This window comes from Paenibacillus piscarius, assembly GCF_022234545.1.
Lineage (GTDB): Bacteria > Bacillota > Bacilli > Paenibacillales > Paenibacillaceae > Paenibacillus_AQ > Paenibacillus_AQ piscarius.
In genome coordinates, this window is sequence record NZ_JAIEUI010000019.1 from 125,933 (window position 1) to 148,946 (window position 23,014).

Below are 23,014 nucleotides of genomic sequence, written 5' to 3' on the forward strand. Positions count from 1 at the left end.
CCGATGAAGAATGAAATTTACGGGCATTTCCACCCGGACGAGCGGCAATTTGTGGACAAGGCCTGGGAATGGGTTACGAATGCCGGAGAATACCATGAGACGAAGCTGACTGAATTCCTGGACCCCCGGCAGGGCTATATTCTGCAGAGCCTGGTGAACCGCCATCCCGATGTCATTGTACGGTGGGAAGGCGGTTCTTCGGATGCCGAGCGGAAGCGGGCCCTGGTGGCTCCGGATTACCGTGATCTGACAGAGGAGGATATGGGGCTGCGTGTGCTGTCCATCACCTCGGGCGAGCAGAAGTTTCTCTCGCTGGAGCACGGGGATTATATGGGCGCGATCCTTGGGCTTGGCATCACGAGAGGCAAGATTGGTGACATTCATGTGCTGGAAGACGGCTGCCATGTGGTGGTGGCTGCTGATATTGCAGAATACCTGTCCATTCACCTGACCGGGGTGCACCGGGTGAATGTCAGTACAGAGATTCTGCCGCTCTCTGCACTGCGGAGCCGTGAGGTGAAGCTGGAGACGATGGAATTCACCGTGGCCTCGCTGAGGCTGGACGGAATTGCTGCGGATATGACCCGGCTGAGCCGGAGCAAGATTCTTGTTCCGATTAAGGCCGGACGGGTGCGGGTGAACTGGAAGGTGGAGGAGGACCCCTCGGCTCCGCTTAAGGCGGGGGATATGGTGTCGATCCAGGGCTTCGGACGATTCAAGTTGCTGGAGGTTAGCGGGCTTACGAAGAAAGGCCGTTACCGGATTTTAACAGGCAAATTTGTCTGAGGCCTTTGCAGGATTACAGCCCTCCTTGTCGAAATTGATAGTCTCAGGGGATGCCGATCATGCAGCGGCTCCGGCGCAGATACTGGCCGTTCAATGATTGACTTCAGGACAGAACCATCGCTCAGGGACCATTGATGTCCGAAATTTCTAGGAGGTGCACCACATGCCATTAACACCGCTCGATATACATAACAAGGAATTCTCCCGGAGAATCCGCGGTTATGACGAAGATGAGGTCAATGAATTTCTGGATCAGGTGATTAAGGATTACGAGAGTGTGATCCGTGAGAACAAGGAACTGCAGAACCAGCTGTTATCCCTCCAGGAACGCCTGGATCATTTTGTCAATATTGAAGAGAGCCTGTCCAAGACGATCCTGGTGGCCCAGGAGGCTGCCGATGATGTCAAGAACAATTCCAAGAAGGAATCCCAGCTGATTCTGAAGGAAGCCGAGAAGAACGCGGACCGGATCATCAATGAAGCGCTATCTAAATCGCGCAGAATAGCGATCGAGACCGAGGAGCTGCGCAAGCAGGCTTCCATCTACCGCACCCGCTTCCGTACGCTGCTGGAGGCTCAGCTGGAGCTGCTGTCCCAGGATGACTGGAATGCGCTGGAGAGCCGCGAGGTCACTGAGAATCTGCTTTGAGCATAGGACGGGATTAACTTGAACTCTATACACTAGCTGCATACAAAACTCCTTAGCTGAAGGTCGGTCAAGACCTCGGCCAAGGAGTTTTTTGGTGTGCACGCTAGACGGGTACGAATACTTTGCCTGTAATGTGGGTAGGGCCACCCAAATTAATTTCGCCAAAGAGATCCTCCAGGTTGGAGGCAAAGACTTGAAACGCATAATAGCCTTCAGGCAGATCGGTAAGGATCGTCTGGAACATGGTTGTCATCCGGATAGGATCATCCTCATCGGAGGGGATGGCGGATTGTTCAGCACTGCCTACGAGGATTCCATTCAGACGCAATTCAAGCAACAGTGTGGGCTGAACGGGTGGTGTAGCAAACACGTTCGTAACTAACCAGCCAACCGTTGTAGTGAGCTCTACAAAATTGTTTGGAGAAGAAATAGGCATACCGAATTCTAAAATCAGGCGTTGGGTCCCGTCGATTGGAATGGTAGATCCAAACGATAGATTGGTATCGACACTCCTGGCAAATTCAACTAGGGTATATGGCATTTTTTCACCTCCCCGTGATGGCATAGTTCCATCCTATGTTTTGAGTGAATATTATGTTAGAGACAACATCCTATGACTTGGAAAAATACCGGAACTTATGGTGGTGAAACTATGAATATTCTATTGATAACTTCAGGCTTTCAGGGTGTGTATTCTTTTTTTGAACAGCGGATTGCAGGGGCCCTGCAGAAGGCCGGGCATCATTGTGCATCGTTCCAGCCGGGCAGTGTGCAGAGTGTATTCAGGCTTAAGCAGCAACTCCGGCAGCCGGATTTCATTCTGCTCATGGCCGGGGTGAGGACCCCGAAGGCTGTGCTGGAATTCATCCGGCAGTCGGGGGTGAAATCGGCTGTCTGGATGACCGAGGACCCCTATTACATGGATTGGACCGTGCCGATTGCCGGTTATTTCGATTACATCTTCACCATTGAGGAGGCAGCACTGGAGCATTATAAGGCGCTGGGCCATTCCCGTGTCTATCATTTGCCGCTGGGCACAGATCCTGCTCTCTTTGCTCCTTCGCCGGTCTCCGCAGAGTTTGAAAGTGACCTATGTCTGGTGGGCGTGCCTTACCGAAACCGGATTGAGCTGATAGACGTCTTGCTGGCAGACACAGATTATCACATTCAGCTCGTAGGCAGGGGGTGGAGCAGGTATGTTCAGGAGTGGAGCCGGCATTCGGGGCCAAGGATCGGCCTGGTCAATGCCTGGGTCAAGCCGGAGACGGCTGCGAATTATTATAACGGCGCGAAGATTGTGCTGAATATTCACCGCCTATCTGACGAGAGATATAACCGCAACCGCATGGGGGTGGCAGCCCAGAGCATCAACAACCGCACCTATGATACAGCCGCTTGTGCAGCCTTCCAGCTTACAGACTACAGAATCGGGCTCGGCGGACAGTTTGAGGAAGGAACAGAGATCATCTCCTACCAGAATAAGCAGGATTTCCTGCAGAAGCTCCGCTACTATATGGACCACGGACAGGAGCGCAGGCAGATTGCCGAAGCGGCGAGGCAACGGGTACTGGGGGCACATACCTTCGAGCACCGCATTCAGCAGCTGCTAGAGACCATTCAAGATTAATAGACGGATTTCCCGGACGGACTAAACGCCTGACAGCTCATTCTGTCTGGCGTTTTTTGCCATGTCCTTCTGTCCCTCATTTGAAAAGTTAGTTTACTAACCTATAACGTTTCAAGGAAGGAGACATATGATAGCAAGTAAACAGCGAAGGAGGGACCCAATTGCCAAAAGTTACGGTCATTATGACCAGCTACAACAAGGCCGCATATATCGCAAAGTCCATTGAATCCATACTGAACCAGACGCTTACCGACTTTGAATTCTATCTGATGGATGATAACTCGAATGCAGAAACTCAGAAAGTAATAGAGCCCTATCTCCAAGATAAGAGAATCAAGTTCTACAAAAGCGATATAGAGACGCTGGAGCAACGGGTGGAGAAGGTCCGGTACGCTGCGCTTATCAACCAGGCCCTGCATACGGCAGAGGGTGAGTATATCTCTTATGCCACCGATGATAACTGTTATAGAAATACCAGACTGGAGCGGATGGTAGATTATATGGAGCAGCAGCCTGAGGTGATGATTGCCTACTCGGCATCGCTGGTCAATTATTTGAATGAACACAATGAAGTAACCAAAACCCTGCTTAGACCGGCGAAGAAGATTGTCCCGGTAGCCCCTTGCGTCATCGATCACTGCTCCATAATGCACAGAAGCGCCATTCTCCCTGTAATCAAGCAGAAATTTGGCTCCTACTGGGATGAGAATCCCGAATTTTACCGGATTGGCGACGGCCGTTTTTTCTGGCGGCTGAATCAGTTCTGGGAGTTCCATCCCATTGACGAGGTGCTGGATGATAACTATATCACCGAATTATCCATTCACTATCAATTACAGCATCAGGAGAAAAGCCGGTTCATTCAGCTGCTTCCCGAGCAGCGGACCTGCAAGGAACTAAGAGAAAGCTTAAGATCCATGCAGCAAAAGAAATAGAGGCGCTGCACCAGCGCGCAAGTAAAGGAGGGACGAACGGATTGTCTATCTATCTGGAAAATTATTGGCCGCTCTATAGTGAATTCATCCAGGCAACAGAGGAGCTGAAGTACAGGAATATCCCGCTCGGGCTCATGGTCAATTTCTATCAGCTCATTGATGATGAGCTTAGGAGCGAAATGGGAAGCACCACCTTCCGGCAGAAATTGAAGCACCCCGGTATTGACGAGCAGCAGGAGATCCAGCCTTTTTTTGAGAGACAGCTATCACCGCTCTATCAGCCTGTGAAGTCCAAACTTGAAGGAAAAATACTGATTAATCTGGATTATATCCGAATCTCTGAAAAAACGATCCGTGAGCATTTCAGTGGGGATCAGGCCATGATTCTGTCCCGTTCCCGGGCCACTGAGCTGTACGGAATCCCTAATATCTACAGTCTGGACTATAAGGAGGATTCCCGGTCTGTCTCTGAAGAGCTGATCCGCCAGGCTGCCCGCATCTTCGCCGCTTATACAAACCACCCTGCCTTCAGCAACACCTTCTTCTGCCAGACCTTCATTCAGCGGATTCCTGCGATCATTGACGCTATTGAAATGGTCTGTAATCTGTACCAGCAGATTCCGGTAGCTGCTGTAATGGTAGGGACGACAGAGGATGTAGTCAGCCGGGCTCTGGCCGTGGTGGCGGGGATGAAGGGAATCCCCACTGTGTGCCTCCAGCATGGCATTCTGATGGGCGAGGAAGCATTCATGCCTGTGTTCACCAGCTACATCGGCATCTACGGGCAGGTGGAGCAGGACTGGTACCGGGAACGGGGAGTTGCAGCAGAGCAGATCGTGATTACCGGACATCCGCGGTATGATGACATTTTCACTGCTGAGCCTGCTGCAAAGAAAACCTTCAGAGAGACCTACGGGCTTGATCCGCACAAAATTACCCTGCTGTTTGCCACAGGACCCGCGCTGGATGAAACCAAGGTCCGGGAGCTGCTCACCGAGCTTGCTGCACAGCCGAGGTTTCAGCTGCTGATCAAACCCCATCCCTGGGAGCTCTCCAAGAAGCGGATAGCACTCTACACAGAGCTTGCTTCCATCTATGCCAATATCCATGTGGTGACTGATAAAAAGGCGGACACACGTGCGCTGATAATGCATTCGGATGCTATGGTAGCCACCGTCTCGACTGTTGCTCTGGAAGGCTTGCTGTTCGGCAAACCTGTGTTTGTCTACAACTTCATCCAGGCCAACCGTGAATATCTCTACTATGAAGCCCTTGAACGGTATACCGGAAAGGAGCCGTCTGAATTAACCCGCATCATTACCCGCTATTATGCCAGCAACCTGGAGAAGATGAACTACCGGGCTGTTAAAAACAGATTCCTGGAGCAAGCCTATCAGATCCGCCATTCCGGCAGGTTATTGGCCGATCTGCTGCATGCTCTAATACATGGGAGAGCGACGCTATGACAAGAGAGAACAGAAATTTCTTCAGAAACAAAAAAATTCTGGTCATAGGCGGAACCGGCACGATTGGAAAAAGCATTGTAAAGCACCTTCTGGAGCAGGAGCCGGAAGCCGTCCGTGTTCTCAGCAGAGATGAATACAAACAGTTCCGGCTGCAGAATGAAGTGAACGGTCAGGAGAAGCTAAGCTGCCTGATTGGCGATGTCCGTGATTATGAGCGCGTGCTGGCAGCGATGGAGGATATGGATTACGTATTCCATACGGCAGCGATGAAGCATGTATCCTTCTGTGAATCCAACCCGTTCGAGGCTGTGCTCACGAATATTGTCGGCACCCATAACGTCATCCGGGCCGCTAAGCGGCAGAAGGTGCAGAAGGTCGTGTTCACCAGCACCGATAAGGCCATTTCACCGACGAATAATTATGGGGCTACGAAGCTGTCGGCGGAGAAGCTGATCGCTTCGGCGGATACCTTGGGGGGGCGGGGGCGGACGGTATTTTGCACGGTACGTTTTGGCAATGTCATGGGCTCCCGGGGCTCTGTGATCCCGTTGTTTGTGAAGCAGGCCCGGGAAGGCAAGGCCATCACCGTAACCGATCTGTCGATGACACGGTTCATGATGACACTGGAGCAGGCGACGAAGCTGACTGTCCAGTCCCTTATCATGGCCAAGGGCGGCGAGACGTTTATTCTGAAGATGCCCGTGATCAGGCTTAAGGATCTCGCTGAGGTGGTGGCCGAGGAGGCACCGAAGAAGTTCGGGACCCGGGCTGCGGTGGAGATTGCCGAGATTGGCCTGAAGCCGGGGGAGAAAAGGTACGAAGAGCTGATGACGTATGAGGAATCCTTAAATGCTTTTGAGCTGCCCGATGTCTATATTGTCCCTTCTCCCTATGCCTCCCGCCAGTCTTACCGGCAGGCAGGCCGGCCGGAGCCGGGCACCTACAGCTCAGAGGGAGCGGTGCCGCTGACGAAGGAGCAGGTGAAGGCACTGGTGCTGGAACAAAATCTAATCTAATGGAGGCTATTATGAATATACTCGTAACCGGCGGTACAGGGTTCATTGGCAGATGGGTGGTCGGACGGCTGTTACAGGATGGACAAAGAGTATGGGTCATCGATAATCTGGCGAACTCCTCTCTGGATAATCTGAAGGAGTATGAAGCAAATGAGCATCTGCAGAAGGTTCAGGTGATGGACCTTAAGGACAGAGCTGCCTTGCAGCAGCTTTTCCGGGAGATCTCCTTCGATCTGTGTTACCATCTGGCAGCCAGCATTAATGTGCAGGACAGTATCGATGATCCGGAGACTACGTTTAACAATGATACGTTAGCAACCTTTTATCTGCTGGAGGAATGCCGCCGGCACCAGGTGAAAATGGTGTTCATGAGCACCTGCATGGTCTACGCCAGAGCCGGCAGTGAGCAGGGGATTGATGAGCAGTCACCTATACGGCCTGCCTCTCCGTACGCCGGTGCCAAGATTGCCGCAGAGAACATGGTATTGTCCTATTACTTCGCGTATAACCTGCCGGTAGTGGTCGTCAGACCGTTTAACACGTATGGACCCTATCAGAAGACAGGCGGCGAGGGCGGCGTGGTGGCGATCTTCATTCACAGCAAGCTGAAGGGCGAGCCGCTGAATATCTATGGTGACGGCACACAATCGCGGGACTTGCTGTATGTGGAGGATTGCGCCGATTTCGTGGTCCAGGCAGGCTACAGCGATAAGCTGAATGGAGAAATTGTGAATGCAGGCACGGGGGAGGATATTACGGTCAATCAGCTGGCAGCGCTCATTGCAGATGGGCAAGCCCCTGTGAAGCATGTGACCCATATCCATCCGCAGAGCGAAATCCAGAAGCTGCTATGCAATTACGGCAAGGCGGAGCAGCAGCTGGGCTGGACCCCGAAGGTAACGATAGAAGAGGGGATCCGGAAGACGGAGCAATGGATTGTTGAAACCTTTCACCGGAAGGAGCCGTTCCCACATGAAGAAAAATAAACTGGCCATCGACGGCGGTAAGCCGGTACGCGCCCACTATCTGCCTTACGGCAAGCAGGTGATTGACGAGGAGGATATCGCCTCGGTGGTGAAGGTGCTGCAAAGCGATTATCTGACCAGCGGCCCGGCGATTGAGCAATTTGAGGCAGAGATCGCCGCCTTCACCGGCGCGAAGTATGCCGTCGCCTTCTCCAGCGGCACAGCGGCACTTCATGGAGCCTGCTATGCAGCCGGAATCGGAGCAGGGGATGAGGTGATTACCACCCCCATGACCTTTGCTGCGACAGCCAACTGTGTGCTGTATCAGGGAGGTGTCCCGGTATTCGCCGATATTGACCCGCAGACGTATAATCTCGATCCGGCCCGGGTCAGGGAATGTATTACAGAGCGGACGAGAGCCATCATTCCCGTTCATTTCACAGGCCAGCCGGCAGATCTGGATGAGATTCTGCAGATTGCCCGCGAGCATAATCTGATCGTCATCGAAGATGCGGCCCATGCGCTTGGGGCTGAATATAAGAATACCCGTATAGGGTCAATCGGGGATATGACGATGTTCAGCTTTCATCCTGTAAAGCATATAACAACGGGAGAAGGCGGAATGATCACGACCAATAGCCCGCTCTATTATGAGAAGCTGCTGCAGTTCAGAACCCATGGCATCACCAGGGATGAGCGCCGTTTAAGGGAGAATCACGGCCCCTGGTACTATGAAATGCAATTCCTCGGATACAACTACCGGATTACAGATATCCAGACCTCACTCGGCATCTCCCAGCTGCGCAAAATCGGCGGCTTCATCGAGCAGCGTAAGCAGCTTGCCGCCTTGTATACGAAGGAGCTGGGCGGCGTCCAGGAGCTCATTCTTCCCCGGCAGCTTCCGGGCGCTGCGTCAAGCTGGCATCTGTACATTGTCAGACTCCGGCTCTCCCGGCTGTCGGCAACGCGGAGAACGGTTTTTCAGGCGCTGCAGAAGGAGAATATCGGAGTCAACGTCCACTACATTCCGGCCTACCTGCATCCATATTACGAGAGCCTTGGTTTCCGGAAGGGATTATGCCCTGTTGCTGAGAGCTGTTATGAGGAATTCATCACCCTCCCGCTATATGCCGGTATGGAGACCCAGGATGTCATGGACGTGGTGGCGGCGGTGAAGAAGGTGATCAGCCACTATTCTATAAAGTGAGACAGGAGGGATTGAAGTGGCTAATGTGAACGTGATTGCCGAAATCGCGAATGCCCATATGGGCGATCCCGGACGGCTGCGGGAGCTGATCGTGGCTGCTGCGGACAGCGGCGCGGACGGTGTGAAATTTCAGTGGTTCCATTATGACAGCCTCGCCACACCGGACTTCAGCTATTATCAGCTGTACAAGGATTTGGCGATCGGCAAGCAGGTATGGAGTGATTCGGTGCAGCTTGCCCGAAGCCTGGGCCTTAAGATCTGGATCGACCTCTACGATGAATGGGGGGCCGTCCTGCTGGCTGAGCTTGCCGATCAGGTGGACGGGGTGAAATTGCCGACAACCGTACTGCAGTCCGGCCCGCTGATTGAGGTGCTGAAGGACTTCGGCAAGCCGTTAATTATCGGTGTAGGGGGCTGGTATGAGAAAGAACTGGATGACCGGTTGTCCTATATCAGAGGCCACCATGAGGGGCCGGTTATTCTCATGCACGGTTTTCAGGGCTATCCTACAGACCCCCGGGATTCCAACCTGAGCCGGATCGCCCACCTGAAGCATAAATACCGGCTGGAGGTCGGATTCGCCGACCATGTGGATGGCGGTGATCCCCTGGCAGTAGACCTGCCGGTGTATGCCTATCTGCTGGGCGCTGATGTGATTGAGAAGCATATCACCTTGAACCGTGCGGCCAAAGGCACAGACTACTATTCATCGCTGGAGCCGCAGGAATTCAGACTGATGGTAGAGAAGCTGCGCAGAGCCGAAGAGGTGCGGGGCAGCCTGGAGATCCGCCAGTCGGAGCGCAAATATCTGGAGGACTCCACCCTGAGAATTGTCTCCGGCAAGGAGCTCCGGCCGGGGGAGCTGATCAGCAAAGGTAACATCCGCTATAAACGCTCCTCTGTACCGGAGGCCTTCCTGGCGCAGGAGGCTGAGGTCTCCTTCCCCCTGATTGCCAAGTCAGTTATTCCGGCCAATACCCCCATTACTCCAGTAATGGTGAAGGTGCCTAAGGTATGTATCGCCGTGATCTGCCGGTTGAAGTCGACCCGGCTCCGCCGGAAGGCGCTGCTCCCGATTCACGGAATTGCCTCCATTGAGAGGTGTCTGCTTAATTGTCTGGCCATCCCCGGCAACTACGAAGTGGTCCTGGCCACCTCGGATCTTCCGGAGGATGCACCGCTGACGAAGTTCACCCTGAATAACCGGGTGAAGATCGTTACCGGTGATCCCGACAATGTTGCGGCGAGACTTCTGAGTGCCGCGGAAGCGACTCAATCGGATATTGTAGTGCGGGTTACAGGCGATTCTCCGGCAGTCTCGCCGGAGATGATGGCTTATATGATCGGGCAGCATCTGCAGAGCGGAGCTGATTTCACCTGTGCCAAGGAATCGACCGTAGGCACCGTAGGGGATGTCTATACGGTGGAAGCCCTCAGACGGCTGCTGCAGTATCCAGATCCGCTTACCCATGCCGAGTATCTGTCCTTCTATTTTCTGAATAATCCCGGGCACTTCAATATCAATGCTGCGTTCTTGCCGGAAGAGTGGGTGCATCCCGGCTGGCGGCTAACCCTGGATGAGAGAGCGGATCTGGAATTGCTTGAGCATATCTATCAGACGCTGGACATCGGGGCCAGAGCGCTTGCCTTCAGTGAATTGCAGGCGTATCTGCTGAACCATCCGGAGGTTCTGGAGATGAACAGGGGAATACAGCTGAAATGGCGGGATGATACCCGGCTGGTTCAGGAGCTGAATGCTGCTACTACGTTAAAGAAGCCTCCATTACCTGTAAGAGGAGCGTCGGATGATGCATAACGGACCTGTGACAGAGGTATCCCGTCCTATGCAAATCTTCATCCGGGCGGATTCCTCCTATCAGATGGGAACGGGGCATGTGATGCGCTGCCTTACCCTAGCCGGTGAGCTTAGGCAGAGAGGGGCGGAGGTCACGTTCATTTGCCGTGATCTTCCCGGTAATCTGGCTGGATATATCCGAAGCAAGGGCTATGCGGTAGAGCTGCTGCCGCAGCCTAACGATCCTTCCTATGCGGCATTCTGGCTCCAGACGGACTGGCGAACCGATGCGCTGGAGACGGTACAGCGGCTTACGCTGGCCTCGCCGGCCCCGGCGGATTGCCTGATCGTTGACCATTACGGCATTGACCGGAGATGGGAGCAGGCCTTGAGCCGGCATGTGCACAGGCTGGCAGTGATTGACGACCTGGCCGACCGGCCCCATGAATGCAGCCTGCTGCTGGATGCGAATGCGTCCGGTGCCAGGGACCGGTATCAGGGTCTGGTCCCGGACAGCTGTGTGAAATTAACGGGTACGGGGTATACCATCCTCCGGCCCGAATTCCGCTCGGCGAAGCAGCGGCTGGCGGAACGGGACGGGAGGGTTGGCCGGGTGCTGGTGTTTTTTGGCGGAACCGATCCGACAGGTGAGACGCTCAGAGCCTTGCAGGCGCTGCAGAACCCGGCCTTTGCCCATTTGCACCTGGATGTGGTCCTAGGCGGTATGAACGGCAGGAAAGAGGCCATTGCGACAAGATGCAGTGCGATGCCTAATGCAGAGTATCATTGTCAGATTGATTATATTGCTGAACTGATGCGGAAGGCGGATCTGTCCATTGGGGCGGGCGGGAGCACCACCTGGGAGCGGTGTTATCTGGGCTTGCCCTCCCTGACCATTGTGACGGCGGATAATCAGCGGGAGATTACCGCTCTGGTGCATGAACAGGGCGCAGCCTACTCTCTGGGGGAGACCTCTGACGTTACTGTTCAGGCTATTGAGCAGGGGCTGCACTTCATGCTCGCCCATCCGGCTAAGGTGAAGGAGATGTCGGGCAAGGCGCTTCAGCTTATGGGAGAGGACCGGTGGGATGAGGTCATTACGAGAATTATAGGAGGGAACTGACGATGGCAGACCTGGTTGATTACAAGCTGAATTCACTCCGTCAAGAACACAGCAGCCTGGTATGGGAATGGCGGAATAGCGGCCATATCCGGCCTTTTATGAACCATGACCGGCTGATTCCGCTGGAAGAACATTGTAAATGGATGGATTCCACATTACAGGATGCCGGCAAGCTGGTGAAGGTATGCTTTTATCGGGAGAAGCCTATAGGTCTTGTTCAATTCACACAGTTGGACCGCCTGAATGGTACCTGTGATTGGGGCTTCTATATCGGCGATCAGAGCAGTCCGCGAGGTTCGGGGAAGGCGATGGGCATTCTGGCACTGGATCTGATCTTCGAGGATGAGCAGATGCGGAAGGTAAACGCGCAGATCCTCGAATTCAATCAAAAGAGTCTATCCTACCACCAGCGGCTGGGATTCGTGGAAGAAGGCCGGTTGAGCAGACAAATTGCCAGACCCCACCGTTACGCCGATGTGGTGCTGATGGGTCTATTCCGGGAGCAATGGGAAGCACGCAGCACAGCGCTGAAAAAGGAGGCGGCAGAGGCGAATGAATGACATCACCATCGGTAACCGGCATATTGGCAGCGGGCATCCGCCCTTTATCATTGCGGAAATGTCCGGCAACCACAACCAGTCTCTGGACCGGGCGCTTGAACTGGTCCAGGCAGCAGCCGATGCCGGTGCACATGCGTTCAAAATCCAGACCTACACACCAGAAACTATGACTCTTCAATCGAAGCAAAAGGATTTCATGATCTCTGATGCCAACGGTCTGTGGACCGGCAAATCCCTGTATGAGCTCTATCAGGAGGCATATACGCCGTGGGAGTGGCATGAACCGATTTTTGCAGCCTGCCGGAAGCGCGGGATGATCCCGTTCAGCACTCCCTTCGATGAGATCTCGCTCGAATTCCTGGAGAAGCTGGGTGTGGACTGCTATAAGATCGCTTCTTTTGAGAATATCGATATCCCTCTGCTTAAGAAGGTGGCAGCCAAAGGCAAGCCGATGATCATCTCTACCGGCATGGCTTCACTGGGCGAGATTGAACAGGCGGTCGAGGTCATCACCGCAGCGGGCTGCAAGGAGTACGTTCTGCTGAAATGCACCAGCAGCTATCCCGCATCGCCCGAGAACTCCAATCTGAACACCATTCCCTACCTGCGGGATGTCTTCCAATGCCAGGTCGGCTTATCCGACCATACCCTAGGCGTGGGAGCTGCTGTCGCCAGTGTCGCGCTGGGCAGCACCGTCATCGAGAAGCACTTCACCATGGACCGTAAGGAAGGTGGGGTAGATTCCGCCTTCTCCCTGGAGCCCGAAGAGTTCGCTGCGCTGGTGCGGGAGACCGATACCGCCTGGAAGGCCCTCGGCGGAGTCGCTATCGGCCCGACGAAGGCGGAAGAGAAGTCGCTTCAGTTCCGCCGTTCCATCTATGCTGCCAAGGATATCAAGGCCGGTGAAGTGCTGACACCTGAGAATATCCGGGTCATCCGTCCGGGATATGGCCTCGCCCCTAAATACTACGAAATGCTCCTTGGCAAACCTATGAAGCGGGATCTGCCTATGGGGACTCCGCTGAGCTGGGACCTGCTGCTGTAAACCCGTATTGACAATTGCTGCAAAAACGTCTATAACTAGAACATATCTGTATCTATTGAACTCAAATTCGATGACGGGATAAGTACGTTAAGGTAACGTTCTCCAGAGAGTCGGCGGTTGCTGCGAGCCGATTGTTCACGCCTTGCCGGAAGATCCTCCCCTAGAAGCTATGCTGAAGCGCTGCATGCGTGTGTAAGCTCTGCCGTCTGCCGGACGTTATCCCGGACCCGCCGGTCTCTTGTTGCCTGCGGACTGAGATTGTACTGAATGCACGCCTATGCGGTGAGCGTTACGTGCAAATTAGGGTGGTATCGCGAGCGCTGTCTCGCCCCTTTGGGGGCGGGGCTTTTTTGTTATTGTGAGCTAACCCCCTAAATCCCCCTTCCAAGGGGGACCCCAAGGGCTGGCCGCCCTCTGGACACCCGCAATAGGTGCGTATCGAGGTCGGAGGGGCGTCGGCGGAAGGGAAAGGATTCTGTTTGCGGAGGGAGCGGCCCTTCTTAGGCTCCCCTACGGGAACGCCTGCGGGGCCTTAACTGCGGTAACGGCGGGCCCCCGCCCACTCGCAGGGCGGGCAAGAGCAAACGGCTGCCCCCGCCCGGTCTGCCCTTCGGGTTCGCGGGGCGGGTGGCCAAGAGCTAAGGGCGAGGCCCCCGCCCGGTCTGCCCTTCGGGTTCGCAGGGCGGGTGGCCCAAGAGCCAAGGGCGAGGCCCCCGCCCGGTCTGCCCTTCGGGTTCGCAGGGCGGGTGGCCCAAGAGCCAAGTGCAGGCCCCCGCCCGGTCTGCCCTTCGGGTTCGCGGGGCGGGTGGCCAAGAGCTAAGGGCGAGGCCCCCGCCCGGTCTGCCCTTCGGGTTCGCAGGGCGGGTGGCCCAAGAGCCAGGGCCCTTATCGCAGTTAAGGCCCCGCAGGCGAACCCGTCAGGGCAGCCTAAGAAGGGCCGGTCCACCCGCCGAAGTAATCCTTTCCTGTCCGCCGCCCCCTCTCCCAGCACGATGCACTTGTTGCAGGTGTCCAGAGGGCGGCCAGCCCTTGGGGCCCTCCCTTGGCGAAGGGAGGGTTTGGGAGGGATCGAAAAGCTTTTAAAAGAAGTTTATGTTTTGCAAAAACAGGCTCGGATGTAATCCGAATAAGGTTTAAGACTAAACGGAGGGATTGACCATTATGCTTAAGGTAGATGTCAAAGAAAAGGCCCGGGACAGAGATGTCCGGATCCTGAAGAAATGGAGCGAGGAGAACACGTTCCGCAAATCGATGGAGAACCGCGCGGGACGTCCGAATTATGTGTTCTATGAAGGACCGCCGACCGCGAACGGGGTGCCGCATATCGGGCATGTGCTCGGCCGGGTCATCAAGGACTTCATCGGCCGGTATCAGACCATGAAGGGCTTCCGCGTCATCCGCAAGGCGGGCTGGGATACGCACGGCCTGCCGGTGGAGCTGGGCGTGCAGAAGAAGTTGGGTATCTCTGGCAAGCAGGATATCGAAGAGTACGGCGTGGAGAAGTTCATCAAGGAATGTAAGGAAAGTGTCTTCGGCTACGAGAAGCAGTGGCGCGAGTTCACGGAAGCGATCGGCTACTGGACGGACCTGGATCATCCATATGTAACGCTGGACAATACTTACATTGAAAGTGTATGGAACATCCTGGCGACCGTGCATGACAAGGGCCTGATGTACCGCGGCCACCGGGTCAGCCCGTACTGCCCGAGCTGTCAGACGACGCTGAGCTCCCATGAGGTAGCGCAGGGATACAAGACCGTTAAGGACCTGAGTGCGACGGCCAAGTTCAAGCTCGACGGCAGCGGGGATTATGTCCTGGCCTGGACGACTACGCCTTGGACGCTTCCGGCGCATATGGCGCTGGCGATGAACCCGAACATGGAGTATGTACGTGTGCAGCAGGAAGACGGCGTCTACGTACTGGCGAAGAATCTGGTGGACGAAGTGCTGAAGGGCGAGTACACGATTCTGTCTACCCATACTGGTGCTGATTTTATCGGCCAGAGCTACACGCCGCCATTCGGTTATATCAAGGCGGAGAAGCATAATGTAATTGTCGGGGCTGCTTTTGTCACAGACTCCAGCGGTACAGGGATCGTTCATATGGCTCCGGCACACGGGGAAGACGACTACAAGAGCTGCCGCGAGAACGGCATCAGCTTCGTCAATGTAGTGGATGCTTCCGGTAAGTATACGGATGTTGTCAGCGATTTTGCCGGACGGTTCGTTAAGGATTGTGACCTTGATATCGTGAAGGTGCTGTCCGAACGCGGACTGCTCTACCATAAAGAGAAATACGAGCACAGCTATCCGTTCTGCTGGCGCTGCGATACGCCGCTGCTCTATTATGCGACAGACAGCTGGTTTATCCAGACCACAGCGATCAAGGATCAGCTGATTGCCAATAACAATAGTGTGGACTGGTACCCGGACCATGTGCGTGAAGGCCGCTTCGGCAAGTTCCTGGAGGAGCTGGTCGACTGGAATATCAGCCGTAACCGCTACTGGGGCACGCCGCTGAACGTCTGGGTCTGCCAGGAGACCGGCAAGGAATTCGCGCCGCACAGCATCGCCGAGCTAAGAGAGATGGCTACCCAAGAAGTGCCGGAGGATATCGAGCTGCATAAGCCGTATGTGGATAACATCAAGCTGCGCAGCCCGTTCAGCGAAGGTGCCGTCATGGTGCGCACCCCGGAAGTAATCGATGTCTGGTTCGACAGCGGCTCGATGCCGTTCGCCCAGAGTCATTATCCGTTCGAGAATGAGGAGCGCTTCGAGGATCAGTATCCGGCGGATATGATCTGCGAGGGAATCGACCAGACGCGCGGCTGGTTCTACAGCCTGCTGGCGGTATCGACCCTGTTCAAGGGCAAAGCGCCGTACAAGGCGGTTATCGCCCACGGCCACATTTTCGATGAGAACGGCCAAAAAATGTCCAAATCCAAAGGAAACGTCATCGACCCGTGGGAGATCATGAACGAATACGGCACAGACGCCTTCCGCTGGGCGATTCTGTCCGACAGTGCGCCGTGGAACAATAAACGGTTCTCGCGCGGTCTGGTCGGGGAGACGAAGTCCAAGGTGGTGGATACCCTGGTCAACACGCATGCCTTCCTGACGCTGTATGCCGGTATCGACGGCTATGACCCGGCGGACCATCCGTTCAAGGTGTCGGAGCATAAGCTGGACCGCTGGATTCTCTCCCGCCTCAACAGCCTGATTCTGCTGGTGGACAAAGGGCTGGCCGTGAACGACTTCGTGAATACCTCCAAGGCGATCGAGAACTTCGTGGATGAGCTGAGCAACTGGTACATCCGCCGTTCCCGTGACCGGTTCTGGGGCAGCGGGCTGGGCGAGGAGAAGCTGGACGCTTACCGTACCCTGACGCATGTTCTGCTGACCACGGCGAAGCTGATGGCTCCGTTCACTCCGATGCTGTCCGAGGATATCTTCACGAACCTGGGCGGCGGAGAGAGCGTGCATCTGGCGGATTACCCGGCAGCGGATGAGCAACTGATCGATCTGGGTCTGGAAAAAGACATGGAAAGCGCCCGCGGCATCGTCGAGCTGGCCCGCAACGTCCGCAACGAGAGCGGCATCAAGAACCGCCAGCCGTTGTCCGAGCTGATTGCCTCCATCGATGATGACTTCAACGTGGCGGATTATGAAGAGCTGATCAAAGATGAGATCAACGTGAAGCGCATTGTGATCGAGCATAGCGACAGCGGCTTCGTCGACTTCACTCTGAAGCTGAACCTGAAGGTGGCGGGCAAGAAATACGGCAAAAATGTCGGCTTCCTGCAAGGCTTCCTCAAGGCAATGGACAGCGACGCGACCCGCAAGGCGGTACAGGAGGGCGTAGTTGCCATTGTATCCCCTGACGGTGAGGAGCTGCAGATTACAGCCGAAGAGCTGCTGGTTGAGAAGCAGGCCAAACCCGGCTTCGCCTCCGCTTCAGGCTACGGGCTGACGGTCGCTCTGAACACGGAAATCACACCGGAGCTGGTGCAGGAAGGCTGGGTCCGCGAGGTCGTGCGCGTGGTGCAGGATTACCGCAAACGCCTGGATCTGCCGATCGACAAGCGGGTAGCGCTAACCCTGAAGGTCGATGATGAGCTGCAGGCGGCGCTGACTGCCTTCGAGCAGGTGCTGCGTGAGAATGTACTGGTGACTTCCGTTGCGTATGACGGAGATTATACCTATGAGATGGTGGATGCCGGCGGTAAGAGCATTGGCATTCATATCGGCGCTTAAGGAAATATATCGACCTGCATGACTTGCCCTGCTCTGGTGTATACTAGCCGCAAAGACAAGGCTTCTACGGGTTAGCTGCATAACAACGAGCCCTGTGCTTGAAGAGAGAGACTCTCTTTGACAGGGCTCGTTTGTTGTGCGGGCGACCAGAGAATCAGGAGGTGCAGGAGCATGGGCAGAGGGGACGGGAATTCTAAGGTACCGCAGACGGAGAAGCCTGAAGCGCCGGGCCGGATTTCCATACGGACAACGGACCCAAGCAGCAGGAAGCAGGATGCGCCGCAGGAGCGGCTTCAGATTCAGCAAACCGCTGGAAGCGGGGCAGGAACACACCCTCCAGTGGACCATCCACAGCCGCCAACTCCTCCACACCCGCCTGTTGATGCGCTGGACGGTATTTCGCAGGAGGAGAAGCTGAACGCGCTGTACCGGATGACAACAAGCCTGGCCCAGCAGATGGAGAAGTCCCGGATCTCGGAGTATACCGAACTGCTGTATTCCCCGTTCAAGCTGATCTGGCTGAATATCCTTTCCGGAGCGGCCAGAGGGCTGGGGATTGCGCTGGGATTTACCTTTTTTGCAGCCACGATTATTTATATCCTGCAGGTGCTTGGGGCACTGAATCTGCCGATTATCGGCGATTATATCGCTGACATTGTGCGGATCGTCCAGCATCAGCTGGAGCTGAAGACGTTCTGAGATTTACCGCCGCTCTTTTCTCGTCGGGTCCAGCAGATAGTCGCCTTCCTCATCGTCCATGTAATGGCGGTAGCTGTTGCCTTTGATAATCATCAGATGATTGCCGGAAATATCGGTGGCCACGAAGTTCTCCCACGGCTCCACGAACCCTTCGGTTTCGTCCGCTTCAATCTCCATATCATTGTAGGAATCGATGTTGTTCCCTTCCGCCATGGCCGGCGAATCTGAATTACCCCAGCTCTCAACAATCTGCCAGGCATCTTCGCCGTCGAAGCCGTTCTGATCGTCCCGTTCATCCAGACTGGTGCGGCCAAAAGGCGGTGACAGCAGCTCCTCCTCCGCCGGCCGGGTGAATGGGGCGCTCTGGCGGGGGGCGTGCTCCTTGGTGAAACGGGTGGCGGGAAGCGCGGACAGACGCTCGTAAGGAATCGGTTCGCCGCTGGCGGCACAGATGCCGTAAGTTCCTTCATCCATGGCTTTTAGCGCAGATGCAATATCGTCCAGCTCATGCTCGTCCCGCTCCAGCAGGGAGATATCCATGGAACGGTGATACAGCTCGGTAGCGGCATCCCCGGGATGGTTGTCGATTTCGGACAGCTCCCCGGTGTTGTCCCTCATGGACTCCTGCAGCCCATATTGTTCGTTGTTGCTCAGCCTGTGCTTGATTTCCTTCTGCTGCTGCAGCAGGGTGGTACGCAGCGCGGAGAGCTGCTGTGGTGTCAGATGGCTCATTGCTGGTGCACTCCTTTCGGTGGCATTGCCGCAGGTGTGGAGACCGGCGGGCCGTTTCTTCTACCGATAGCTTGGCCTGTGCTGTGCTTTTTTAGCGATGGAAAATAGTGCACGGATCTTACCCTCTGCATACTCATGCAATAGACGGTATCTTGAGGCCTGTGCTACAATATACAAGTCTTTATACAGTATTCGTACCGCATTGCCGCGGGAAAAATAGGAACGGAGTGACAACTTCAGTGGTGTACTTTCTGATTGCGCTAATTGTATTTCTGATTGACCAGGGTACCAAATATTTGATTGCGACAAGGCTGGAGCTCGCAGAGCAGATTCCGGTGATTAAGGATTTCTTCATTATTACCTCCCACCGCAATCGTGGAGCTGCTTTCGGCATTCTGCAGGGACAGCAGTGGTTCTTCATTGTAATTACGGTAATTGTGGTGGCCGGTATCGTATGGTATCTGAATAAGACCCGCAAGACCCGCAAGCTGCTGCCAACGGCGCTGGCGCTCGTCCTTGGGGGGGCAGTCGGCAACTTCCTGGACCGGATTCTGAATGGTGAGGTTGTCGATTTCCTGATGTTCAATTTCGGCAGCTATACGTTCCCGATCTTCAACGTGGCGGATTCCTGCATAGTGATCGGGGTCGGCCTGATTATTCTGGATACGCTGCTGGAAGTGAAGGGCGAGCAGGAAGTCATCGAGGTGAAGGAATCACCGGAAGTCAAAGAAGGGAATGAATGATTTGAATCAGGACGACGTCACCGAATGGACGGTTGCCGTAGAGAACGCCAAAGAGCGTATCGATAAATACATTACAGAGTCCTGGGAGGACGAGGTCTCGCGTTCCCAGGTTCAGCTATGGATCAGCGGCGGGCATGTTACCGTGAACGGCGCACCGGTCAAGGCGAACTATAAGCTGTCGGAAGGAGATAAGGTACAGGTGACCGTGCCTGAAGCTGAAGCCACCGACCTGACTCCGGAGAATATTCCGCTGGAAGTAGTCTATGAGGACAGCGACGTGATTGTGGTTAATAAGCCGCGCGGCATGGTCGTGCATCCGGCAGCGGGACATCCGTCCGGCACACTGGTCAATGCGCTGATGTATCATTGCAAGGACCTGTCCGGTATCAACGGCGAGATCCGCCCGGGCATCGTCCACCGGATTGACAAGGATACCTCCGGTCTGATTATGGCCGCCAAGAATGACGCCAGTCATGCCTCATTGGCCGCTCAGCTGAAGGAACATAGTGTAACCCGCCGCTATATTGCCGTAGTGCACGGGAATCTGTCCCATGACAAGGGGACGGTAGACGCACCGATCGGGCGTGATCCGCATGACCGCAAGCTCTATACCGTAACGGAGAAGAACAGTAAGCATTCCGTAACCCATTTCAATGTGCTGGAACGGTTCGGGGATTGTACGCTGCTGGAGCTGCAACTGGAGACCGGACGGACGCATCAGATCCGTGTCCATATGAAGTTCATCGGACATCCTCTGGTCGGCGATCCGGTGTACGGGCGCAGTAAGGGAACCACCATGAACGGACAAGCTCTTCATGCGGCGGTACTGGGATTTGTGCATCCGGCTACAGGCGAATACAAGGAGTTCAGTGCACCGCTTCCTGCAGATATGGAAGATGTTCTGTTTACACTGCGCAGCAGATAAGTGCAAATCAATAGAGTATAAATCCATGGTACATCGGCCGGAATTGCTTCATATTTAGAGCATGGTTTCACAATTTAGGCCAGGAGATGAGAAGAAGAATATGAGTATTGAACAATATCAGAATACCTTCATTCAGACGAATTTTGCAGACCGCATCGGCGGCGAACGATATGGCAAGGACACCTCCATCTACAAATTCGAAAAAATCAAGCGCGCCAAAGCCTCCGCGAAGCAGGATTTCCCTAACATCGAATTGATCGATATGGGCGTAGGCGAGCCGGATGAGATGGCGGACGAAGGTATCGTTGCCAGACTTGCCCTCGAAGCTGCGAAGGAAGAGAACCGCGGATACTCGGATAACGGTATTCCTGAATTCAAAGAAGCCGCAGCAGTATATCTGAAGGAAGTATTCCAGGTGGACGGAATTGATCCTGTAACCGAAATTGTGCACTCCATCGGCTCGAAGCCGGCGCTGGCCATGCTGCCGTCCGTGTTCATTAACCCGGGCGACATCACGATTATGACCATTCCGGGGTATCCGGTGCTGGGCACCCACACCAAATATCTGGGCGGACAAGTCTACTCTGTAGAATTGAAGAAGGAGAACAACTTCCTGCCTGATCTGAGCTCCATTCCAGAGGATGTAGCCCGCAAGGCCAAACTGCTCTATCTGAATTATCCGAACAATCCTACCGGAGCAAGCGCAACGCCTGAATTCTTCAGCGAAGTGGTAGCCTGGGCTAAGAAATATGACGTAGTCGTCATTCACGACGCGCCTTACGCGGCCCTGACTTATGACGGCGTGAAGCCTCTGAGCTTCCTGTCCGTACCGGGTGCCAAGGATGTCGGCGTTGAACTGCATTCCCTGTCTAAGTCCTATAACATGACCGGCTGGAGAATCGGCTTCGTTGCCGGCAACCCGCTGATCGTGAAGGCGTTCAGTGATGTGAAGGACAACAACGATTCCGGCCAGTTCATCGCCATTCAGAAAGCCGCCGCTTACGGTCTGGCGCATCCGGAGATCACTGAAGCGATTGCCGCCAAATACTCCCGCCGCCACAATATGCTGGTGGATGCCCTGAACAGCCTGGGCTTCAAGGCCGAGAAGCCGAAGGGCTCCTTCTTCCTGTATGTCGCCGCACCTAAGGGCGTCAAGGGCGGACGCCGTTTTGAATCCGGCGAAGACTTCTCGCAGTTCATGATCCGCGAGAAGCTGATCTCCACCGTGCCTTGGGACGATGCCGGTGCGTTCGTGCGCTTCTCCGTTACCTTCGTCGCCAAAGGCGAGGAAGAGGAGAAGCGGGTCATTTCCGAAATTCAAAGACGCCTGAGCGACGTTGAATTTGAATTCTAAGATGTAGGTAGTGAAGAAGCCGCTGCGGAGAAATCTGCGGCGGCTTTTTTGAATTGTGCGCCGCGATAGGGCGAGTGGGCTAAATGTAATCGAAAAACCGATCACAATTGGACTGGGCACGCGGCGTAGGGCCAAATATAATCGAAAAACCGATTACAATTGGACTGTTTGCGCCGCATAGGCTAAATGTAATCGAAAAACCGATTACAATTCGACTGGGGGCGCTGCGTAGGCCGAATGTAAACGAAAAACCGATTACATTGCGCCGTGAGCTGGCGGGCGGCCCGCAATGACTGCCACTCTAACCCTTCCGGTAAGCGACCCGATGAAAAGCATTAATATACCGGAACAGCGCGTCCCCATCATCCGGCACATCCGTATTTCCGGTGAGCGGCAGCATCATCGCCTGATACGGCTCGGGCACCACTCTATAATGATGAACATAGGAGGTCAGCACAAACCCATTCTTTTCCCAGAACCGGATGCGCTCCTGATGAGCCTCCGTAGTCCCCGACTCTGCTTCTATAATGATTCCTGTGACCCCGTGCTCCTGCCTGGCCCAATCTGTAATCTGCTCCACCATCCAAGTTCCTACACCCGACCCACGTAGTTCCCGGTCAACCGCCAAGTAATCAATAATTAGGATACGGTCCGCAGCCTGCTCCACCAGCCCGGTCACCGCCATCGCAACCACTTCCCCCTGATGCACACCCGTATGTAAATAACCAATCCCCCGGTCCAGCATACTGCGGAGTATCCCTTTAGTCTTAGCACCGCTCGGAAAAGCTTCATGATAAACCCGCTCCATCCGCCTCCACAGGGCCTCATCCCACTGCTCTATAGTAGTAAACTCATATTCCCGCATTCGCCTTCACCTCCAGATGTTTATCATACCAAATCCCTGCCCCCTAACCAAAATAGGGGGTAGGAAGTGGCACTATCAGCGCAGCGACATAGTGCCCCCACAACCTGCCCCTCCCCCTCGGTGGGATGGCAAGCCCTGTTTGTTGCACCGTTTAGGTGGAAGCGGCGGAGGGGATTTTGGAACTGTAGGAGCGGCAGCGTTCGCCTCCCTCCTTATGATTCAGTTTTCTTACTCTAGCTCGCTAATTCGCAGGATTTCATTCGTTATG

At 54.8% G+C, this 23,014-nt stretch carries 20 protein-coding genes; 17 read left to right on the forward strand and 3 right to left on the reverse strand.

All coding sequences use genetic code 11. The annotated features are described in order from the left end of the window. Positions 1-3: 3 nt before the first annotated feature. Both K1558_RS24940 and K1558_RS24945 read left to right on the forward strand, forming a co-directional pair. A complete protein-coding gene (locus tag K1558_RS24940; RefSeq protein ID WP_238654658.1) occupies positions 4-786 on the forward strand; it encodes a YlmH family RNA-binding protein in 783 nt (260 codons plus the stop codon). 163 nt (positions 787-949) lie between these two features. Beyond that, positions 950-1,435, forward strand: a complete 486-nt coding sequence (locus tag K1558_RS24945) for a DivIVA domain-containing protein (RefSeq protein ID WP_238654659.1) — start codon at positions 950-952, stop codon at positions 1,433-1,435. 103 nt (positions 1,436-1,538) lie between these two features. On the opposite strand, the gene K1558_RS24950 is transcribed toward K1558_RS24945, so the two are convergent. Further along, positions 1,539-1,976, reverse strand: coding sequence for a hypothetical protein (locus K1558_RS24950; protein WP_238654660.1), 438 nt, complete (start codon positions 1,974-1,976; stop codon positions 1,539-1,541). A gap of 111 nt (positions 1,977-2,087) precedes the next feature. On the opposite strand from K1558_RS24950, the gene K1558_RS24955 reads away from it, so the two are divergent. The 12 genes from K1558_RS24955 (at position 2,088) to K1558_RS25010 (ending at position 18,127) form a co-directional block, all read left to right on the forward strand. Beyond that, positions 2,088-3,062, forward strand: coding sequence for a CgeB family protein (locus K1558_RS24955; RefSeq protein ID WP_238654661.1), 975 nt, complete (start codon positions 2,088-2,090; stop codon positions 3,060-3,062). 161 nt (positions 3,063-3,223) lie between these two features. Further along, positions 3,224-3,997, forward strand: coding sequence for a glycosyltransferase family 2 protein (locus K1558_RS24960; protein WP_238654662.1), 774 nt, complete (start codon positions 3,224-3,226; stop codon positions 3,995-3,997). 41 nt (positions 3,998-4,038) lie between these two features. Next, entirely contained in the window at positions 4,039-5,463 is a 1,425-nt protein-coding gene (locus K1558_RS24965) for a CDP-glycerol glycerophosphotransferase family protein (protein WP_238654663.1), read from the forward strand. Then, on the forward strand, positions 5,460-6,479 hold the full coding sequence (locus tag K1558_RS24970; protein WP_238654664.1) for an SDR family NAD(P)-dependent oxidoreductase: 1,020 nt from the start codon (positions 5,460-5,462) through the stop codon (positions 6,477-6,479). Before K1558_RS24965 ends, K1558_RS24970 begins: the two co-directional genes overlap by 4 nt. Positions 6,480-6,490: 11 nt before the next feature. Next, entirely contained in the window at positions 6,491-7,465 is a 975-nt protein-coding gene (locus tag K1558_RS24975) for an NAD-dependent epimerase/dehydratase family protein (RefSeq protein ID WP_238654665.1), read from the forward strand. Then, entirely contained in the window at positions 7,452-8,651 is a 1,200-nt protein-coding gene (gene pseC / locus K1558_RS24980) for a UDP-4-amino-4,6-dideoxy-N-acetyl-beta-L-altrosamine transaminase (protein ID WP_238654666.1), read from the forward strand. The genes K1558_RS24975 and pseC overlap by 14 nt, the downstream gene beginning before the upstream one ends. A gap of 16 nt (positions 8,652-8,667) precedes the next feature. Then, positions 8,668-10,467, forward strand: a complete 1,800-nt coding sequence (locus K1558_RS24985; protein WP_238654667.1) for an N-acetylneuraminate synthase family protein — start codon at positions 8,668-8,670, stop codon at positions 10,465-10,467. Next, positions 10,457-11,569: a UDP-2,4-diacetamido-2,4,6-trideoxy-beta-L-altropyranose hydrolase gene (pseG, locus tag K1558_RS24990; protein ID WP_238654668.1), complete on the forward strand. Its 1,113-nt coding sequence runs from the start codon at positions 10,457-10,459 to the stop codon at positions 11,567-11,569. The genes K1558_RS24985 and pseG overlap by 11 nt, the downstream gene beginning before the upstream one ends. 2 nt (positions 11,570-11,571) lie before the next feature. Continuing rightward, positions 11,572-12,129, forward strand: coding sequence for a UDP-4-amino-4,6-dideoxy-N-acetyl-beta-L-altrosamine N-acetyltransferase (pseH, locus tag K1558_RS24995; RefSeq protein ID WP_238654669.1), 558 nt, complete (start codon positions 11,572-11,574; stop codon positions 12,127-12,129). Then, positions 12,122-13,174, forward strand: coding sequence for a pseudaminic acid synthase (gene pseI / locus K1558_RS25000; protein WP_238654670.1), 1,053 nt, complete (start codon positions 12,122-12,124; stop codon positions 13,172-13,174). The genes pseH and pseI overlap by 8 nt, the downstream gene beginning before the upstream one ends. A 1,161-nt stretch (positions 13,175-14,335) precedes the next feature. Further along, positions 14,336-17,428 carry an isoleucine--tRNA ligase gene (ileS, locus tag K1558_RS25005; protein ID WP_238654671.1) on the forward strand — a complete coding sequence of 1,031 codons (3,093 nt, stop codon included), beginning with the start codon at positions 14,336-14,338 and terminating at the stop codon, positions 17,426-17,428. A gap of 387 nt (positions 17,429-17,815) precedes the next feature. Next, complete coding sequence (locus tag K1558_RS25010) at positions 17,816-18,127, forward strand: DUF5665 domain-containing protein (protein WP_238654685.1); 312 nt, start codon at positions 17,816-17,818, stop codon at positions 18,125-18,127. 3 nt (positions 18,128-18,130) lie between these two features. Here the strand turns inward: K1558_RS25010 and K1558_RS25015 are convergent, their stop codons facing one another. Continuing rightward, a complete protein-coding gene (locus K1558_RS25015) occupies positions 18,131-18,859 on the reverse strand; it encodes a TraR/DksA C4-type zinc finger protein (RefSeq protein ID WP_238654672.1) in 729 nt (242 codons plus the stop codon). Positions 18,860-19,098: 239 nt separating this feature from the next. Between K1558_RS25015 and lspA the strand changes: the two genes are divergently transcribed. The 3 genes from lspA (at position 19,099) to K1558_RS25030 (ending at position 21,881) form a co-directional block, all read left to right on the forward strand. Then, a complete protein-coding gene (gene lspA, locus K1558_RS25020; protein WP_238654673.1) occupies positions 19,099-19,602 on the forward strand; it encodes a signal peptidase II in 504 nt (167 codons plus the stop codon). Further along, complete coding sequence (locus K1558_RS25025; protein WP_238654674.1) at positions 19,595-20,527, forward strand: RluA family pseudouridine synthase; 933 nt, start codon at positions 19,595-19,597, stop codon at positions 20,525-20,527. Before lspA ends, K1558_RS25025 begins: the two co-directional genes overlap by 8 nt. 100 nt (positions 20,528-20,627) lie before the next feature. Continuing rightward, positions 20,628-21,881, forward strand: a complete 1,254-nt coding sequence (locus K1558_RS25030; protein ID WP_238654675.1) for an LL-diaminopimelate aminotransferase — start codon at positions 20,628-20,630, stop codon at positions 21,879-21,881. Positions 21,882-22,182: 301 nt separating this feature from the next. Here K1558_RS25030 and K1558_RS25035 read toward each other — a convergent pair whose 3' ends face one another. Continuing rightward, positions 22,183-22,746 (reverse strand): GNAT family N-acetyltransferase, encoded by a 564-nt coding sequence (locus K1558_RS25035; protein ID WP_238654676.1) that lies wholly within the window; start codon positions 22,744-22,746, stop codon positions 22,183-22,185. Positions 22,747-23,014 lie beyond the last annotated feature (268 nt).